This is a genomic window from Amycolatopsis sp. NPDC054798 (assembly GCF_053611505.1).
In genome coordinates, this window is record NZ_JBSHAM010000099.1 from 1 (window position 1) to 15,262 (window position 15,262).

At 69.5% G+C, this 15,262-nt stretch carries 14 protein-coding genes; 9 read left to right on the forward strand and 5 right to left on the reverse strand.

Going from position 1 to position 15,262, the window contains the following annotated elements; genetic code table 11:
• Window positions 1-117: 117 nt before the first annotated feature.
• Window positions 118-1,914 carry a methionine--tRNA ligase gene (gene metG, locus ACWGIC_RS37600; RefSeq protein ID WP_452080704.1) on the reverse strand — a complete coding sequence of 599 codons (1,797 nt, stop codon included), beginning with the start codon at window positions 1,912-1,914 and terminating at the stop codon, window positions 118-120.
• A 61-nt stretch (window positions 1,915-1,975) separates the two neighbouring features.
• On the opposite strand from metG, the gene ACWGIC_RS37605 reads away from it, so the two are divergent.
• From ACWGIC_RS37605 to ACWGIC_RS37625, 5 genes are all read left to right on the forward strand, one after another.
• Window positions 1,976-2,560 carry a PadR family transcriptional regulator gene (locus ACWGIC_RS37605; protein WP_452080705.1) on the forward strand — a complete coding sequence of 195 codons (585 nt, stop codon included), beginning with the start codon at window positions 1,976-1,978 and terminating at the stop codon, window positions 2,558-2,560.
• Window positions 2,561-2,654: 94 nt separating this feature from the next.
• Window positions 2,655-3,653, forward strand: coding sequence for an ATP-binding cassette domain-containing protein (locus ACWGIC_RS37610; protein WP_452080706.1), 999 nt, complete (start codon window positions 2,655-2,657; stop codon window positions 3,651-3,653).
• On the forward strand, window positions 3,643-4,407 hold the full coding sequence (locus ACWGIC_RS37615) for an ABC transporter permease (protein WP_452080707.1): 765 nt from the start codon (window positions 3,643-3,645) through the stop codon (window positions 4,405-4,407). Before ACWGIC_RS37610 ends, ACWGIC_RS37615 begins: the two co-directional genes overlap by 11 nt.
• A 96-nt stretch (window positions 4,408-4,503) precedes the next feature.
• Window positions 4,504-5,118: a GH25 family lysozyme gene (locus ACWGIC_RS37620; RefSeq protein WP_452080708.1), complete on the forward strand. Its 615-nt coding sequence runs from the start codon at window positions 4,504-4,506 to the stop codon at window positions 5,116-5,118.
• Between the two features lie 45 nt (window positions 5,119-5,163).
• Window positions 5,164-6,405: an aminodeoxychorismate synthase component I gene (locus ACWGIC_RS37625; RefSeq protein ID WP_452080709.1), complete on the forward strand. Its 1,242-nt coding sequence runs from the start codon at window positions 5,164-5,166 to the stop codon at window positions 6,403-6,405.
• A gap of 34 nt (window positions 6,406-6,439) precedes the next feature.
• On the opposite strand, the gene ACWGIC_RS37630 is transcribed toward ACWGIC_RS37625, so the two are convergent.
• On the reverse strand, window positions 6,440-7,399 hold the full coding sequence (locus ACWGIC_RS37630; protein ID WP_452080710.1) for a quinone oxidoreductase family protein: 960 nt from the start codon (window positions 7,397-7,399) through the stop codon (window positions 6,440-6,442).
• Between the two features lie 176 nt (window positions 7,400-7,575).
• Between ACWGIC_RS37630 and ACWGIC_RS37635 the strand changes: the two genes are divergently transcribed.
• Both ACWGIC_RS37635 and ACWGIC_RS37640 read left to right on the forward strand, forming a co-directional pair.
• Complete coding sequence (locus tag ACWGIC_RS37635) at window positions 7,576-8,052, forward strand: QsdR family transcriptional regulator (protein ID WP_452080711.1); 477 nt, start codon at window positions 7,576-7,578, stop codon at window positions 8,050-8,052.
• Window positions 8,053-8,061: 9 nt separating this feature from the next.
• Window positions 8,062-9,186 (forward strand): hypothetical protein, encoded by a 1,125-nt coding sequence (locus ACWGIC_RS37640; RefSeq protein ID WP_452080712.1) that lies wholly within the window; start codon window positions 8,062-8,064, stop codon window positions 9,184-9,186.
• A gap of 1 nt (window position 9,187) precedes the next feature.
• On the opposite strand, the gene rsmI is transcribed toward ACWGIC_RS37640, so the two are convergent.
• A complete protein-coding gene (rsmI, locus tag ACWGIC_RS37645; RefSeq protein ID WP_452080713.1) occupies window positions 9,188-10,027 on the reverse strand; it encodes a 16S rRNA (cytidine(1402)-2'-O)-methyltransferase in 840 nt (279 codons plus the stop codon).
• Window positions 10,028-10,081: 54 nt separating this feature from the next.
• Between rsmI and ACWGIC_RS37650 the strand changes: the two genes are divergently transcribed.
• Window positions 10,082-11,650 carry a dolichyl-phosphate-mannose--protein mannosyltransferase gene (locus ACWGIC_RS37650; protein WP_452080714.1) on the forward strand — a complete coding sequence of 523 codons (1,569 nt, stop codon included), beginning with the start codon at window positions 10,082-10,084 and terminating at the stop codon, window positions 11,648-11,650.
• 260 nt (window positions 11,651-11,910) lie between these two features.
• Here the strand turns inward: ACWGIC_RS37650 and ACWGIC_RS37655 are convergent, their stop codons facing one another.
• A complete protein-coding gene (locus ACWGIC_RS37655; RefSeq protein WP_452080715.1) occupies window positions 11,911-12,708 on the reverse strand; it encodes an AraC family transcriptional regulator in 798 nt (265 codons plus the stop codon).
• Window positions 12,709-12,763: 55 nt separating this feature from the next.
• On the opposite strand from ACWGIC_RS37655, the gene ACWGIC_RS37660 reads away from it, so the two are divergent.
• A complete protein-coding gene (locus ACWGIC_RS37660; protein ID WP_452080716.1) occupies window positions 12,764-13,333 on the forward strand; it encodes a class I SAM-dependent methyltransferase in 570 nt (189 codons plus the stop codon).
• 41 nt (window positions 13,334-13,374) lie between these two features.
• On the opposite strand, the gene ACWGIC_RS37665 is transcribed toward ACWGIC_RS37660, so the two are convergent.
• On the reverse strand, window positions 13,375-15,096 hold the full coding sequence (locus ACWGIC_RS37665) for a serine/threonine-protein kinase (protein ID WP_452080717.1): 1,722 nt from the start codon (window positions 15,094-15,096) through the stop codon (window positions 13,375-13,377).
• Window positions 15,097-15,262 lie beyond the last annotated feature (166 nt).

Here is a 15,262-nt window from a genome sequence, read left to right on the forward strand (position 1 = left end):
AACATCAACCCTCCCCCCACCACCACCCCCCCCCCCGCGCCGTCGTCACAATCAGCTTCGGGGTGCCCACCCACGAATCCGGGGCGCAATGTCGCCGCCAGGCGACGAGCAGCCCCCTCAGTCAGTCACGATCGGAGCCCACTCCGGGCCGGTCTCGCCGAGCTTCGGGTCCAGCTTGGTGAACAACGGCGTCGGCTTGGCGAGCGGACGGCCGACCTCGATCGGCTTCGACTCCCACTTAGCCTGCTCGCTCTTGTAGTCACCAGTAAGGATCGGGTTGATCCGGTCCGGCACGTCGAGGTCCTCGACCTCCTGAAGCTCCGGCTGCGCAGCCCAAACCCCAGTCCCGCCAAGCGCCTCGTGCACCTTCTGCGCCGAATGCGGCAAGAACGGCGTCAGCAACGTGTTCGCATCACTGACCACCTGCAACGCCGTATGCAACACCGCGTCCCGCCGATCCGGATCCTCCTTGAGCTTCCAAGGCTCCTGATCCGACAAATACCGGTTCGCCGCCGTAACCACCCGCATCGCCTCAGCCGCAGCCAGCTTGAACCGCGACCGAGCAAGATGCCCACCCGCAGTCTCGAAAGCCTGCCGAGACAACGCCTTCAACTCCTCATCCGCCGGAGCAGGCGCAGTAGGAGCCGGAATCGCCCCATTGTTCTTGTGCGCCATCGAAATCGACCGGTTAACGAGGTTCCCCCACTCGTTGGCCAGCTCGAAGTTGGTCCGCCGGACGAACTCGTCCCACGTGAAGTCCGTGTCCTGAGTCTCCGGCCCGGCCACCGAGATGAAGTACCGCAGCGCGTCCGGCCCGAACTCCCGCAGGAAGTCGTGCACGTAAATGACCGTGCCGCGCGAAGTCGAGAACTTCGACCCGCTCATCGTGAGGAACTCGCTGGACACGATCTCGTCCGGCAGGTGCAGCTTGCCGTACTTCCCGGCCTCCCCGCCGCGATCGCCGTCGCCGTTCTGGCCGAGCAGCAGCGCCGGCCAGATCTGGGCGTGGAAGGTGATGTTGTCCTTGCCCATGAAGTAATAGGCGCGCGCGTCGGCGTTGGCCCACCACTCCTGCCAGGCGTCCGGAGTGCCGTTGCGGCGCGCCCATTCGACGCTCGCCGAGAAATAGCCGATGACCGCGTCGAACCAGACGTAGAACCGCTTGAGCGGCTGGTCGCGCCAGCCGTCCAGCGGGATCTTGACGCCCCAGTCGAGGTCGCGGGTGATCGGCCGCGGCCGCATGTCGTCGATCAGGTTGCGGGTGAAGTTGAGGACGTTCGGCCGCCAGTCGGTTTTGGTGCCGAGCCAGTCGCCGAGGGTTTTGGTGAACGCCGGCAGATCGAGGAAGTAGTGCTCGGTCTCGACGAACTTCGGCGTCTCGCCGTTGATCCGCGACTTCGGGTTGATCAGCTCGGCGGCGTCGAGCTGGTTGCCGCAGTTGTCGCACTGGTCGCCGCGCGCGCCGTCGTACCCGCAGATCGGGCAGGTGCCCTCGATGTAGCGGTCGGGCAGGGTGCGGCCGGTGGACGGGCTGATCGCGCCGCGAGTGGTCTTCGGGACCACGTAGCCGTTGCGGTTGAGCGCGAGGAAGATTTCCTGCGTCACCGCGGCGTGGTTGCCGGTGGTGGTGCGGGTGAACAGGTCGTAGGAGAGGCCGAGGCCGCGCAGGTCCTCGTCGATCTGGCGGGTGTACTTGTCTGCGGTCTGCTGCGGGGTCATCCCCTCTTTGTCCGCCTGGACGGTGATCGGCGTTCCGTGTTCGTCGGTCCCGGACACCATGAGCACCCGGTTGCCGGCCATTCGCTGGTAGCGGGAGAAGACGTCGGACGGGACGCCGAATCCGGACACGTGGCCGATGTGGCGGGGGCCGTTGGCGTAGGGCCAGGCCACCGCGGTCAACACAGGGGTGCTCATACCTGTTTAGCCTACGGATGCGCTTCAAGGCGTTTCGTGGTGGTCGGGGAAGGGAGAGCCGGTGTCGGCGACGCGTCTGCTGGTGCTCGGGGTCGTGCGGATGTTCGGCCGCGCGCACGGCTACCAGGTGCGCCGCGAACTGCTGTCGTGGTCCGCGGACAAGTGGGCGAACGTCCAGCCCGGTTCGATCTACCACGCTCTCAAGAAGATGACCGCCGAGGACCTGCTGGAGAAGATCGACGTCGAACCGGGCGACGGCGGTCCGGACCGGATCGCCTACCGGCTCTCTCCCGCTGGCGAGCAGGAGTTCCAGGTGCTGCTGTCGAAGGGGCTGTCCGATCCGAGCGCGAGCAACCCGGAGCTGTGCGCGGCGATCAGCTTGATGCCCGCGCTCTCCCGCAAGCACGTGATCAGCCTGCTCCGGCAGAACCTGATCCATTTCGAGGCGGAAGAGCGCCGCTCGCGGCTGGGCCTGGAGGACGACACCTGGAACAAGCCGCCGCACGTGTCCGAACTGTTCCGTCTCTGGGGCGGCATCGCCAGCGCGAGCCGGGAATGGCTCACCGGGCTGATCGGCAGGCTCGAGGCGGGCGAGTACGTGATGGCCGACGACGAGGGTTCGGCGTTCGGCGAGCCGCCCCAGTAATCAAATTTGACTATCCCTCACCCCTTCGGGCACAGTGTGCGCGTCAGCTAGTCAATCTTGACTAGCTGATCTTCTGGGAGGAGAGGGGTTGTCCATGATCACGGCACGCGGACTCGAGCGGCGGTTCCGCCGCAAGGGCCGAGCCGGTGGCGAAGTGCACGCGGTGAAGGGGGTCGATCTCGACGTCGAGGCGGGCGAGCTCGTGGGGTTCCTCGGCCCGAACGGGGCGGGCAAGACCACCACGCTGCGCATGCTCACCACCTTGCTGAAACCGACCGCGGGCACCGCGACCGTGGGCGGGCACGACCTGCTCACCGACGCGGCGGGGGTGCGCCGCAACATCGGATACGTCGCACAGGGCGGCGGCGCCTCGCCCGAAGCTCGCGTGGACGAGGAGCTGGAACTGCAGGGCAGGCTGTACCGGATGAGCAAGGCCGACGCGATCGCGCGCGGCAAGGTGCTCACCGAGCAGCTCGACCTGACCGGACTCGGCCAGCGGGCCACGAAAACACTGTCCGGGGGCCAGCGGCGCAGGCTCGACATCGCGCTGGGGCTGATCCATTCGCCGGGGCTGGTCTTCCTGGACGAGCCGTCCACCGGGCTCGACCCGCAGAGCCGGGCGAACCTGTGGGAGCACATCCGGCGGCTGCGCGCCGAACAGGGCGTGACGATCTTCCTGACGACGCACTATCTCGACGAGGCGGACGCGCTGGCCGACCGGCTGATCGTGATCGACGACGGCCGGATCGTCGCCGAGGGCCATCCGGACACGCTCAAAGCGCAGGTCTCCGGCGACGGCGTGGCGATCGAGGTGGACCCCGAATTCGCCGCGGCCGCCGCGGACCTGGCCCGGCAGCTGCCCGGCGCGCACGAGTTCGCGGTGTCCGAGGGGTCGATCCGGTTCCGGGTGCCGCGCGGCGACACCGCGATGCCGGAACTGCTGCGCGCGCTCGACGCCAAGGACATCCCGACCAGCTCGATGCAGGTCACGAGACCGACCTTGGACGACGTATTCCTTACTCTCACCGGCCGGTCGCTGCGCGAAGCCGAGCAGCCCGCGCCGGCGGAAACGGAGGTGCCCGGTGCTGCATGACACCTGGCTGATCTTCCGCCGCGACATGGCGGGAGCGCTGCGGAACCCGGCTTGGCTGCTGATCGGCCTCGCCCAGCCGCTGCTGTACCTGTTCTTCTTCGGCCCGCTGCTGGTGAAATCGCTCGGCGCGCAGGGGATGTCCGAGGTCGACGGCTGGATGGTGCTCACGCCCGCGCTGATCGCGCAGCTGGCGCTGTTCGGCAGTTCGTTCGTGGGCTTCGGGCTGCTCGCCGAATTCCGGTCCGGCGTGGTCGAACGGCTGCGCGTCACCCCGGTGCACCGTGCCGCTCTGCTGCTCGGGAAGGTGCTGGCGAACGCGTTGCAGGCGGTCGTGCAATCGGTGCTGATCATCCTGCTCGCCTACCTGGTGTTCGACCTGAACGCGCCGTTCGGCGGCGTGCTGCTGAGCCTGGCGATTGTGTTCCTGCTCGCGCTCACGCTGGCGTCGTGCTCCTACGCGCTGGCACTCACGCTCAAGAGCGAGGAGGCGTTCCCGGCGCTGCTCAACGCGGTGCTCATGCCGTTGCTGCTGCTGTCCGGGATCCTCATCCCGATCACCTCCGGGCTGGCCCCGAAGTGGCTGTACACGATCTCGCAGATCAACCCGTTCCGGCACGTGGTCGACGTGGAGCGCAACAGCTTCCGCGGCGACTTCTCGCTGGACGCGCTGTTCACCGGGGGCGTGGTTGTGCTGGTCATGGCCGTTTTGGCGGTGTGGTGGGGAACGCGCACCTTCCAGCGGGAAAACGCCTGATCAAGCCTATCGACACGCCGGGAAAGGTCACCCCGCTCCGGAATTCCGGACGTAGGGTGGCCTTTCACCCGTCGTGGGGCTTGTCAGGGGTACGAGGTGGCGGAACCGGAGAGTGGGCGCGGGCTCACGCTCACTCATCGCGAGCAAGTGCTCGATTGGGCGGCGGTGCGCGGCGCCGACGTGCGGTTCGCCTCGGTCACGATCAGCGAGAACGTCAACTGGAGCGACGCGGGCGCGGAGCGAACGCTGGCCGCGGCCCAGCACGCGGGCATTCACACCGGGGCCCGGCACTACGCGCGGCCTGGTGCGGTGCACGACCAGGCCGACCATTTCGTCCGGACGGCGAGCAGGCTCGGGGCGTTCGCGCCCGGTTCGCTCGCCCCGGCGCTCGAGGTGGACGCGCAGAGCGTCGACGACCGGTTCGTGAAGGCGTGGATCAAGCACGTGCGGCACGCCGCGAAGATCCGCCGGGTGCTCGTGTACGCCGGGCACGACTGCTGGGCGCACCGGCTGCATCCGGACCGCTGGGCCGATTCCGAGGTGGTGCTGTGGCTCGTGCGGCACAACGGCATTCCCGGGCGGCCCGGCTGGTTCCATTCCCGGCTGGGGCTGCACCAGCACGCCTTCGCCTCGGGGGTGCCGGGCGTCGACGGGCCGGTGGCACAGGACGCGGTGGTGTATCCCTTCGCACTGTCGGATGTGCTGCTCTGATCACCTTTTCCGCTGGTCACCGCCGGTTTCCGGCACAATGGCGCGATGCGTTTCCAGCGGCTGCGGACCGACCTGTCACCTTCGCGGGTGCTGGTCCTGCTGTCCGCGTACGCCCGGGCGCACGGCCTGCCCGAGCCCGCCGCGGTGTGCGGGGACTGGTTCGGGTCGCGGGCGGTGGTGGCGCCGTTCGTGGCGGTGACTCCCCGCCCGTTCCCCCCGGCGCTTGACCCGGTTTCGGGATTTCCGGGCCGGGTCGGCGGCGGATGGTTCGGGTTTCTGGCTTACGACCAGGCGGATCCGTCCGGGCGTTCGACCGGCGTTCCGGTGTCGGCCTGGGGCTGGGCGGATCACGTGCTGCGCTGGGACGCGGCGGGGGTGTGCTGGTTCGAATCGCTTGAAGGCGACGCCGACGCGCAGCTCGCCGTGGTGGAGCGGGCGCTGGCTGGGACCGCGGAGTTGTCGTGGTCGGCGAGTCCGCTGGAGCGGCCGTCCGGGCACGAACAGGCGGTGAAGGCGTGCGTGCACGAGATCGAGGCGGGCGAGCTTTTTCAGGCGAACATCTGCTCGCGGTTCACCGGGACGTTCGAGGGTTCGCCCGCCGCGCTGTTCGCCGAAGGGGTGCGGCGGCTGGCGCCGAAGCGGGCGGCGTACGTCACCGGTGAATGGGGTTCGGTGGTTTCGCTGTCGCCTGAGCTGTTTTTGGCACGCCACAGCCGGCGCGTGCGGTCGTCGCCGATCAAGGGAACACTGCCCCGCCGCGGTCCGGCGGACGACGGCAACGCGCTCCGGCTGCGGCAGTCGGCGAAGGACGTCGCGGAGAACGTGATGATCACCGACCTGGTGCGCAACGACCTCGGCCGGGTGTGCGAGGTCGGCAGCGTGGTGGTGCCGGAACTGCTCGCGGTGCGTCCGGCTCCGGGGGTGTGGCATCTGTCGTCCACTGTGGAGGGTGTGCTGGCGGACGGCGTGCCCGACGCCGGGCTGCTGGCGGCGACGTTCCCGCCGGGTTCGGTCACCGGCGCGCCGAAGATCCGGGCGCTGGACCTGATCGCCGAACTGGAACCGGCCGCGCGCGGGGTGTACACCGGCGCGATCGGGATGGCGTCGCCGCTGGCGGGGCTCGAGCTGAACGTGGCGATCCGGACGTTCGAGATCGCCGGGGGCCGGATCGCGCTGGGCGTCGGCGGCGGGATCACGGCGGACTCGGACAGCGCCGCGGAGTGGCAGGAGTGTCTGCACAAAGCGGCGCCGCTGGAGGAGCTGCTGGGTAAACCTTGTGAGTGTTGAAACCGGTTAGAACCGGTTTTAACACTCACGAGACTTACCGGCGCGGATCGAGCAGCAGCTTCCCTGTCGTGCCGCGCGAGCGCAGCGCCTCGTGTGCTTTCCGGGCGTCCGCCAGCGCGTACTCGCCGCCCGCGATCGCGCGGAGTTTGCCGTCCTGCACCATGGCGAACAGTTCGCTGAGCGCGGTGCCGAAAACGTTGCCCGGCAAGCGGAACACGTGCGGCAGCCACATCCCGGCCACGGTCGTGCTGTGTCCCAGCAGGTTGCGCAGCTCGATCGGCTTCGGCGAGCGGCGGCCGGCCATGCCGTAGAACACCAGGCGGCCGAACGGGGCCAGCGCGGCGATGCTCTGGTCGGTCGTCGTGCCGCCGACCATGTCGAGGACGATGTCGACCCGCTTGCCGCCGTTGGCTTCCCGGAGGACTTCGGTCATGTTCTCCGCGCGGGAATCGACCGCGACGTCCGCGCCGAGTTCGATCGCCAGCGCGCGCTTTTCCTCGCTGCTCGCGGTCGCGATGACGCGGCCCGCACCCCACGCGTTCGCCAGCTGCACCGCGATCGAGCCGACCCCGCCCGCCGCGGCGTGCACGACCACGGACTCGCCGGGCTCGAGACGAGCGTTCTTGCGCAGCATGATCCACGCCGTCGCGCCCTGGACCAACATGGACAGCGCGTGCAGGTCGTCGACGCCGTCCGGGACCGGGAAGGTCATGGCCTCGTCGGCCGCGACGCGCTCGGCGTAACCGCCGCCGTCGTTGAGGAGCGCGACCACGCGCTTGCCGTCCGCCGTGCGGCCGACGACCTCGCCGCCCGGCACGAGCGGCAGCTTGCTCGGAGCCAGGTACGAATTCTCTGCCTGATGCGTATCCGCGAAATTCAGCCCGACGCGGTCGACCTCGATCAGCACCTGCCCCGGCCCGGCCACCGGATCGGCCAGCTCAACCGGCTTCAGCACCTCGGGACCGCCGAATTCGGTCACCTGCACAGCACGCATCTTCGCGGCTCCTCTCGCTCTTCGTGAGACATTCTGCCATATGTCTCATCCATGGGACACTTTCTGCTAACGTCTCACTCATCGATACGCCATTCGCCGCCCGGACCTCGCGACCCGACGCCGTCGCGGCGTTCCGGCTTGCCCGCGCCCGGTTCCTCGCCGGAGACCGCGTCGACATGCGTGACCTGGCCAGCGACCTCGGCGTCAGCCGCGCGACCCTGCACCGCTGGGTCGGCAGCCGGGACCAGCTGCTGAGCGAAATCCTGTGGGCGGAGACGGCGGCGGTGCTGGATAACGTGAGTTATGCGGGCCGCGGCGGGGACGGCGTCGCGGAGGCGATCGGGGCGTTCGTGCGGACGGTCAACGCGTCCTCGCCGTTTCGCGCGTTCCTGCGCCGGGAGCCCGAGCGCGCGCTGAGGTTGTTGACGACAAAGGCGAGTTTGGTGCAGTCGCGCACTATCGAGAAGGTGCGCGGTCTGCTGTCGGACGAGGTGGCGGCGGGGCGGCTGGAATCGCCGTTGCCGGTGGCGGATCTGGCGTATTTGCTGGTGCGGGTTGGCGAGTCGTTTATCTACACCGATGCCATCACTGGGGACGAGCCGGACGCGGAAAAGGCTTTGGTAGCGGCGAAAATGTTGTTGCGCAGCCGGTAAAGTTTCTGAGTGACCAGTAGTCAGGCCAGGATCCCCGCCGCGCCGATCGGGCAGTTGGTGTGCCATCCGAAGCTGCCCCTCGCCGCGGGCGTCGAGCCGGACCGGCCTGCGGTGCGCCTCTACGACGTTTCGCGGAATCTGCGCGAAATTGGTGTCGTGGGGGCGGATTCCGAGGAATACACCGACTATTGGAGCCGGAAGAAGAAGCCAGTCCTCGCCTGGCATCCGGAACGGCCGGAACTGCTCGTGTCCGTCGGGGACGAGACCGTGCGCTGGACCCCGGACGGCATCTCCGAGCTGAGCATCGACACCTACCTCCATCTGGCGTTCAGCCCGGACGGTCAGTCGCTGTGGGCCTCGCCAGGGCCGCCCGAAGGTCCCTTCAGGATCTGCTTCCGCTCGGAGGTCATCGATCTCGACACTGGAGCCAAGACACCTGCCCCGCTTTGGGACACCGGCATCGCCCGGCATCCGGCGGGCGGGCTGATCGCCACGCTGCAGAGCGACCAGGGCGCGACCAAGGTCTTTTTCTCTCGCGAGGGCACGCGGTTCCGGGTTCTCGACCGGGCGCTGATTCTGGACGTCGACGGCTACCGGCTTCCGGCCTTCAGCGCCGACGGGCGCTACCTCGCGGTCCGCGGCAACGCGTACGAAAGCATGGTCGCGGTGTTCGAATTCCCTTCGCTGCGCCGGGTTCTGACGACCTCGCTAGGCGACTCCGTCGAAGACTGGCCGCGGCACAACCTCGCGTTCGGGGCGCAACTGTGGATCGGGACGCCGTCCGGGTCGCTCATCGAGCTTGACGTCGAGCACGGGCAAGCCGCGGAGCACGAACTGTTCGGCTCGGCGGTGTCCGCGTTGGCGGCTACGTCGACCGGAGACCTGCTGGTCGCTAGTGGCGGCGAACTCGCACTGGTGCCGGTGCCGACCGCGGTCGCGGACCCGGCGACCGTCGCCGGCTTTCTCGCCAGCACCACGGAAATCCCCGACGACGCCGACCTGCACGACCACCTCGTGCGAACCGACGGCGTCCGCACCTGGCGACCGGGCGATCTGGACGAGGAGACCGAACCGACCCCGGACGACCCGACCTGGCTGCAACTGCAAGCCGCGCTCAACGCCCGGAGAAGCTGACTCACTTCCGAGCCGCGAGCACCGCCGCGTAAAGCTCCTTCGTAGACACTCCAGCCGCGCCAGCCACCTCGGCCGCCACGGTCTTCAGCCGCTCCCCCGAAGCAACGCGGTCGGCCACCTCCGGCACCAGGTCCGAGACCGCCAGCTGCCGAGGTGCCGCCCCCTCCAGCACCACCGAGATCTCGCCGCGCACCCCGTCCGCCGCCCACTCCGCCAGTTCCGCGAGAGTGCCGCGTTTGACCTCTTCGTACGTCTTTGTCAGCTCCCGGCACACCGCGGCCCGACGAGACCCGCCCAACGCGGCGGCAGCGTCCGACAACAGGGACGCGATCCGGTGTGGCGATTCGAAGAACACGACAGTCCGACGCTCGCTCACCAACTCCGCGAACCACTTCGACCGCTCGCCAGGCTTGCGCGGCGCGAAGCCCTCGAAGCAGAACCGGTCGCACGGCAGCCCGGACAACGCGAGCGCCGTCGTCACCGCCGAAGGGCCGGGGAGGCAGGTGATCGGCAGGTCTTCCTCCACGCAGGCAGCCACGAGACGAAAACCCGGATCGGAGACGCTCGGCATCCCGGCGTCGGTCACCACCAGCACCGTCTCGCCAGCGTGCAGCGCTTCCAGCAGCTTCGGCAACCGGGCGGTCTCGACGTCCTCGTAGAAGCTGACCACCCGGCCGGCGGGCGACACGCCGAGCGCGGCAGCGAGACCGCGCAGACGCCGGGTGTCCTCGGCGGCGATCACGTCTGCCGAGCCCAGCGCCTCGATCAGCCGGGCGGACGCGTCGCCGGGATCGCCCAGCGGGGTGGCGGCGAGCACGAGCCGTCCGGAGGCAGAAGTCATGGCAGTCAGCCTAACCAGACGCCACCGGTGGATCAGGCCGTACTATCGGGCCCCGTGACCGCGCTGCTGACCCGTGCCGACGACGAGAGCGTGCGGCCGGACCCGGTCGACGCGCGCCGCCCCCCGACCGACCGCGTCGCCACCCTGCTCGGCCGGGCCATGCCCGCCGACCGGCTGCGCGGCTGGATCGTCACGATCGTGCTGACCGTGATCGGCGGCGTCGTCCGGATGCAGAATCTGGGCTTTCCCACTGACCACGGCAGTCCCGTCTTCGACGAGAAGCATTACGTGCCCCAGGCCGCGCAGATGCTGCGCAACGGCGGGTACGAGGACAACGCCGGGTACGAGCTGATCGTGCACCCGCCGCTGGCCAAGGACTTCATCGCGTTCGGCGAGTGGCTCTTCGACTACAACGGCTGGGGCTGGCGGTTCATGTCGGCCGTGGCCGGCACGCTGGTCGTGCTGCTCACCGTGCGCGTCGCGCGCAGGCTGACCCGCTCGACGCTGCTCGGCGGCATCGCGGGCGTGCTGGTGATCTGCGACGGCGTGCTGCACCTGCAGTCGCGGATGGGGATGCTCGACATCTTCATCGCGCTGTTCGTGCTCGCCGCGTTCGCCTGCGTGCTCTGCGACCGCGACCAGGTACGGCAACGGCTGGCCGTCGCGGTGCGCGAGGGATGGGTCGGCGAATCTCAGTGGGGCCCGAAACTCGGCTTCCGCTGGTGGCGGTTCGCGGCCGGGCTGATGATCGGCCTGACCTTCGGCGTGAAATGGTCGGCGCTGTACTACATCGCGGCGTTCGGCCTGCTCACCGTCTTCTTCGACGTCGCGGCCCGGCGCGCGGCGGGCGTGCAGCGGCCGTGGGTCGGCACGATCCGGCGGGACGTCGCGCCCGCGCTGTGGGCGATCCTCGTCGTGCCGGTGCTGATGTACCTGGCGGCGTACTGGGCGTGGTTCGCCAGCGAAACCGCGACCGACCGGCACTACACCGAGATCAAGAACCTCGACCCGGGCATGTTCGGCTGGATCCCGCCCGCCCTGCGCTCGCTCGGCAGCTACACCGCCAACGTGCTGCATTTCCACGAAACCCTGCTGACGCCCAAGGACAATCCGCATCCGTGGGAGTCGAAGCCGTGGACGTGGCCGATGGGCCTGCGGCCGATGCTCTACTACTACGACGGCAACGTCACCGGCTGCGGCGAATCGCGCTGCCTCGGCGCCACGATGCTGATCGGCACGCCCGCGATGTGGTGGCTGGCCGTCCCGGTGCTCGGCTGGGGCCTGTGGCGCTGGTTCTTCCGCGCGGACTGGCGCTACGCCGCCGTGCTGACCGGCTACTTCGCCGGATACCTCCCCTGGTTCACCAACATCGACCGGCAGATGTACTTCTTCTACGCCACGCCGCTCGCCCCGTTCCTGGTGCTCGGGCTGGTGCTGGCGCTCGGGCAGATCCTCGGCAGCGCCAAACGCGGATTCGAACGCCGGGGCACCGGTCTGCTCGTCGTGTCGCTCTACGTCGGGCTGGTGGTGGCGAACTTCGCCTGGCTGTGGCCGATCCTCAACGGCATCCCGATCACGAATGAGCATTGGCAGGCGGAGATGTGGCTGCCTTCGTGGCGGTGAGGGAGGCGGAGTTTCGGCTCCGCGGAGGCGTCAATCGTCCTGGTCCGATGCTTCCGAGGGGAGCAGCGCGACGCGATCTACCTGACCAGACACGCTTCATCGCGCCGATCCCGACCACTCACGCCCACCAGCAGGCGGAGATGTGGCTGCCTTCGCGGCGGTGAGGCAGGCGGAGTTCCGGCTCCGCGGAGGCGTCAATCGTCCTGGTCCGATGCTCCCGACGGGAACAGCGCGACGCGATCTACCTGACCAGACACGCTTCATCGCGCCGATCCCGACCACTCACGCCCACCAGCAGGCGAAGACGTGGCTGCCTTCGTGGCGCTGAAGTAAGCCCCCGGCGGCACCCCGACCGCCCGGCGAAAAGCGGCCACGAACGCGCTAGCCGTCGCGTACCCCACCCGATGCGCGACAGTCGTCATCGGCAATCCCCGCGCCAGCAACGGCAACGCCGCGCGCAGCCGGGCCTGCGTGCGCCAGGTGCCGAACGTCATCCGGCAGTCGCGGACGAACGCGCGGGCCAGCGTCCGTTCGCTCGCGCCGACGACCCGGCCCAGCTCGGCCAGGCTGCGCGAGTCGGCGGGGTCGGCGAGCACCGTGTCGGCGACGTCCCGGGCGCGCGGGTCGGTGGGCGAGGGCACCACGATCGGCGCCACGTCCATCGGTTCCAGCAGATCGAACGCGACGGCCTCGGCGCGGCGGCGGGCGTCGTCGGTGATGCCGTCCGCGGACAGGTGCTCGAGCAGTTCCCGCAGCAACGGCCGGACGATGACGATTCGCGGGGACGGCCAGTCGACCGGGCATTGCTCCGGATAGGCGTAGATGCCGCGCAGTTCCGCGTTCCCGACCGCGCCGGTGCGATGCCAGACGCCGACCGGGATCCAGAGCGCGCGCGTGGGCGGAAGCACCCATTGCGCGTCGCCGACCATCACCGCGGCTACCCCGCGCGCGGCCCAGACGAGCTGGTGCGCCGGATGTTCGTGCCAGGGAAACCAGGCTCCGGCCGCGATCGGGAGGTCGCCAAGCAGCATCGCGCCGGTTTGACCGTACTGCGACATGAGGTGACAGCCTATCGTCTTCCGGTCAACACGGCTCGTCCCTAGCGTCGGAGCCATGCCGATGAACCTGATGCACCGCAAGCTCTGCAGCTCGGAGAAGTGGGCCGCCATGGTGGCCGGAGTGCTGCCGGAGTGGCTCGCCCGCTTCGACCTTGGCGACGACGTGCTGGAAATCGGGCCCGGTTTCGGAGCCACCACGCGGATACTGGTCGACGCTCTGCCTCGGCTGACCGCACTGGAGATCGATCCGGCGTCGACCCGGCTGCTGCGGGAGAAATACGGGGACCGGGCGGACATCGTCGAGGGCAGCGGCGCGGAAATGCCGTTCGAGGACGGCCGGTTCTCCGGGGTCGTGTGTTTCTCGATGCTGCACCACGTGCCGACCGACGAGCTGCAGGACCGGATCTTCGCCGAGGCGTTCCGCGTGCTGCGGCCCGGCGGCAGCTACCGCGGGGTCGACAGCCAGCTCAGCTTCGGATTCCGGCTGCTGCACATCGGGGACACGATGAACGTTCTCGACGCGAGCACCCTGCCCGGGAGGCTGGAGAGGGCGGGGTTTGAGCAGGTGCACGTGGAGTGCGAGCCGAAGAGGCGGCTGGAGTTTTCCGCGGTGAAGCCCTCGTGAGCGCTAATCCCGGTTAGAACCGTGATCAACACTCACGAGACTCACCGAGGCGACCGGCGCGGCACGATCTGCGTGACCGGCCCGTCCAGCGCCTTGCCCGCCCGGCTCAGCCAGCCGTCGACCTCGCGTCGCACCGAGTTCAGCGTCGGGCGACGGCGCGGCTCGGGATCCAGCGACGCCGCCAGGATCCGCGCGTGCACCGAACGCTGCGGCAAATGCGTGACCGGATCGGCCCGCGCCGCGGCCATCAGCGCGGCCATCGGCGTCTCGCGGGTTCCGCGCGGCGGCTGGCCGGACAGCGCGTAGCTGACCGTGGCGGCGAGCTGCCAGGCGTCCGACGCCGGGCTCGCCGGCGAGCCCATCGCCTGTTCCGGGGCGACGAAGTCGGGCGTGCCGATCATCATCCCGGTGGCGGTCATCTTGGAGTCGCCCTGGCTGCGGGCGATGCCGAAGTCGATGAGGTGCGCGATGCCCGCCGGGTCGAGGATGACGTTGGACGGCTTGACGTCGCGGTGCAGCACGCCCCGCTCGTGCGCCGCGACCAGCGCGCCCGCCATCGTCGACCACAACCGGCCGGCGGCGACGTCGTCGATCGGGCCCTGTCCGTCGACCACCTCGGCCAGCGGACGGCCCTGCAGGTATTCCATGACGAGCGCGAGCCCGTCCGGCTCCTCGACCAGGTCGTACACCCGCACGCAGTTGGGGTGGTTCACCACGGCCAGCGCCCGCGCCTCGCGCTGCATGCGCTCCTCGGTGTCGCGGTCGGGCGCGTGCGCGATCTTGAGCGCGACAGTGCGGTTGAGCTGCGTGTCGACGGCTTCCCAGACCGTGCCGAACCCGCCGTGCCCGAGCTGGCGGACGCGCCGGTACCGGCTGCTGCCCGCGTTGCGCGAACCCGGCGGCGGAGGGATCGCGCCGGGCGCGGCGGCGAGCATCCCGGCCGGCGGCGGCTCCGGCGCGGACGCCAGCGCGGTGGCCGGGTACTGCTTGTTCTGCGGCGGCGGAGGCGGCGGCAGCTGCTCCCGACGCGGCGGAGGGGACGCGGCGGGCGGTTCGTCGCGGCGCGGCTCCGGCCGGTTGATCACCGACCACGGCGGCGGGCCGACCAGCGCGACCGGGATCAGCCCCAGGACGCTGAACGGCAGGAACCCGAGCCAGAAGTGCACCGCGGTGTTGGCCGACATGCCCGCCGTCGCCACCGCCATGACCACGAACGGAATCCAGAAGAACCGCGACGGCCACTTCGGGCCGCGGCGGAAGGCGGTGCGCGCCTGCAGCATCACGAACAGCAGCGAACCGACCGGCAGCACGGTGAAGGCGAGCAGGTACAGCGCGTAGGAAAGCTTGAGGCCGCGCGGGTAGAAGAGCGTCTCGAAGACGTTCGACCCGCCGCCGAGGTAGGTCTTCTGCGTGCCGACGAACGAGCAGTAGTTCGTGCTCAGGCTGGCCGTCTCCGAGGCCGACAGCCCGCTCGCGCTGCCCGCGTTGGCCGCGCGGAAGGTCTCCGAGATGCCCGAGGCCATCAGCCACGGCAGCACCAGCACGCTGACCACGCCGATGAGACCGAACACGGTGAGCGTGGTCGCGTCGTACCGGTTGCCGGTCCCCTTGCGGACGATCGCCACGATCAGCGCGCCCGCCGCCGGGAAGAGCGCGACGAGCGCACCCGCTGTGGTCGTCGCCCACACCCAGTCGCCAGGACAGAACCCCGGACCGAACAAGGTGTGCGCGAACGAGAGCAGCGCGCTCGCGATTCCGCTCACCGGCTGGTTCCCCTCACTGTCAGTGTTGTCCTCGTGCCGCTGCGCGGCCGATCCCCACGGTCCAGCTTAGGACGCACACGGCCTCCGCGGGGTTGCCGGGTCGCGGCTGGATCGTGATCCACCGCATCGATCGTGCCGGATCGGGCTGACCTGCGCCCCGTCGCGG

Excerpts from the sequence above, each read along its gene's own strand:
- ACWGIC_RS37630 (WP_452080710.1), bottom strand. The coding sequence starts at position 7,399 with ATGCGTGCTGTGCAGGTGACCGAATTCGGCGGTCCCGAGGTGCTGAAG.
- ACWGIC_RS37610 (WP_452080706.1), top strand. The coding sequence starts at position 2,655 with ATGATCACGGCACGCGGACTCGAGCGGCGGTTCCGCCGCAAGGGCCGA.
- ACWGIC_RS37655 (WP_452080715.1), bottom strand. The coding sequence starts at position 12,708 with ATGTCGCAGTACGGTCAAACCGGCGCGATGCTGCTTGGCGACCTCCCG.
- metG (WP_452080704.1), bottom strand. The coding sequence starts at position 1,914 with ATGAGCACCCCTGTGTTGACCGCGGTGGCCTGGCCCTACGCCAACGGC.
- ACWGIC_RS37625 (WP_452080709.1), top strand. The coding sequence starts at position 5,164 with ATGCGTTTCCAGCGGCTGCGGACCGACCTGTCACCTTCGCGGGTGCTG.
- ACWGIC_RS37660 (WP_452080716.1), top strand. The coding sequence starts at position 12,764 with ATGCCGATGAACCTGATGCACCGCAAGCTCTGCAGCTCGGAGAAGTGG.
- rsmI (WP_452080713.1), bottom strand. The coding sequence starts at position 10,027 with ATGACTTCTGCCTCCGGACGGCTCGTGCTCGCCGCCACCCCGCTGGGC.
- ACWGIC_RS37635 (WP_452080711.1), top strand. The coding sequence starts at position 7,576 with ATGCGTGACCTGGCCAGCGACCTCGGCGTCAGCCGCGCGACCCTGCAC.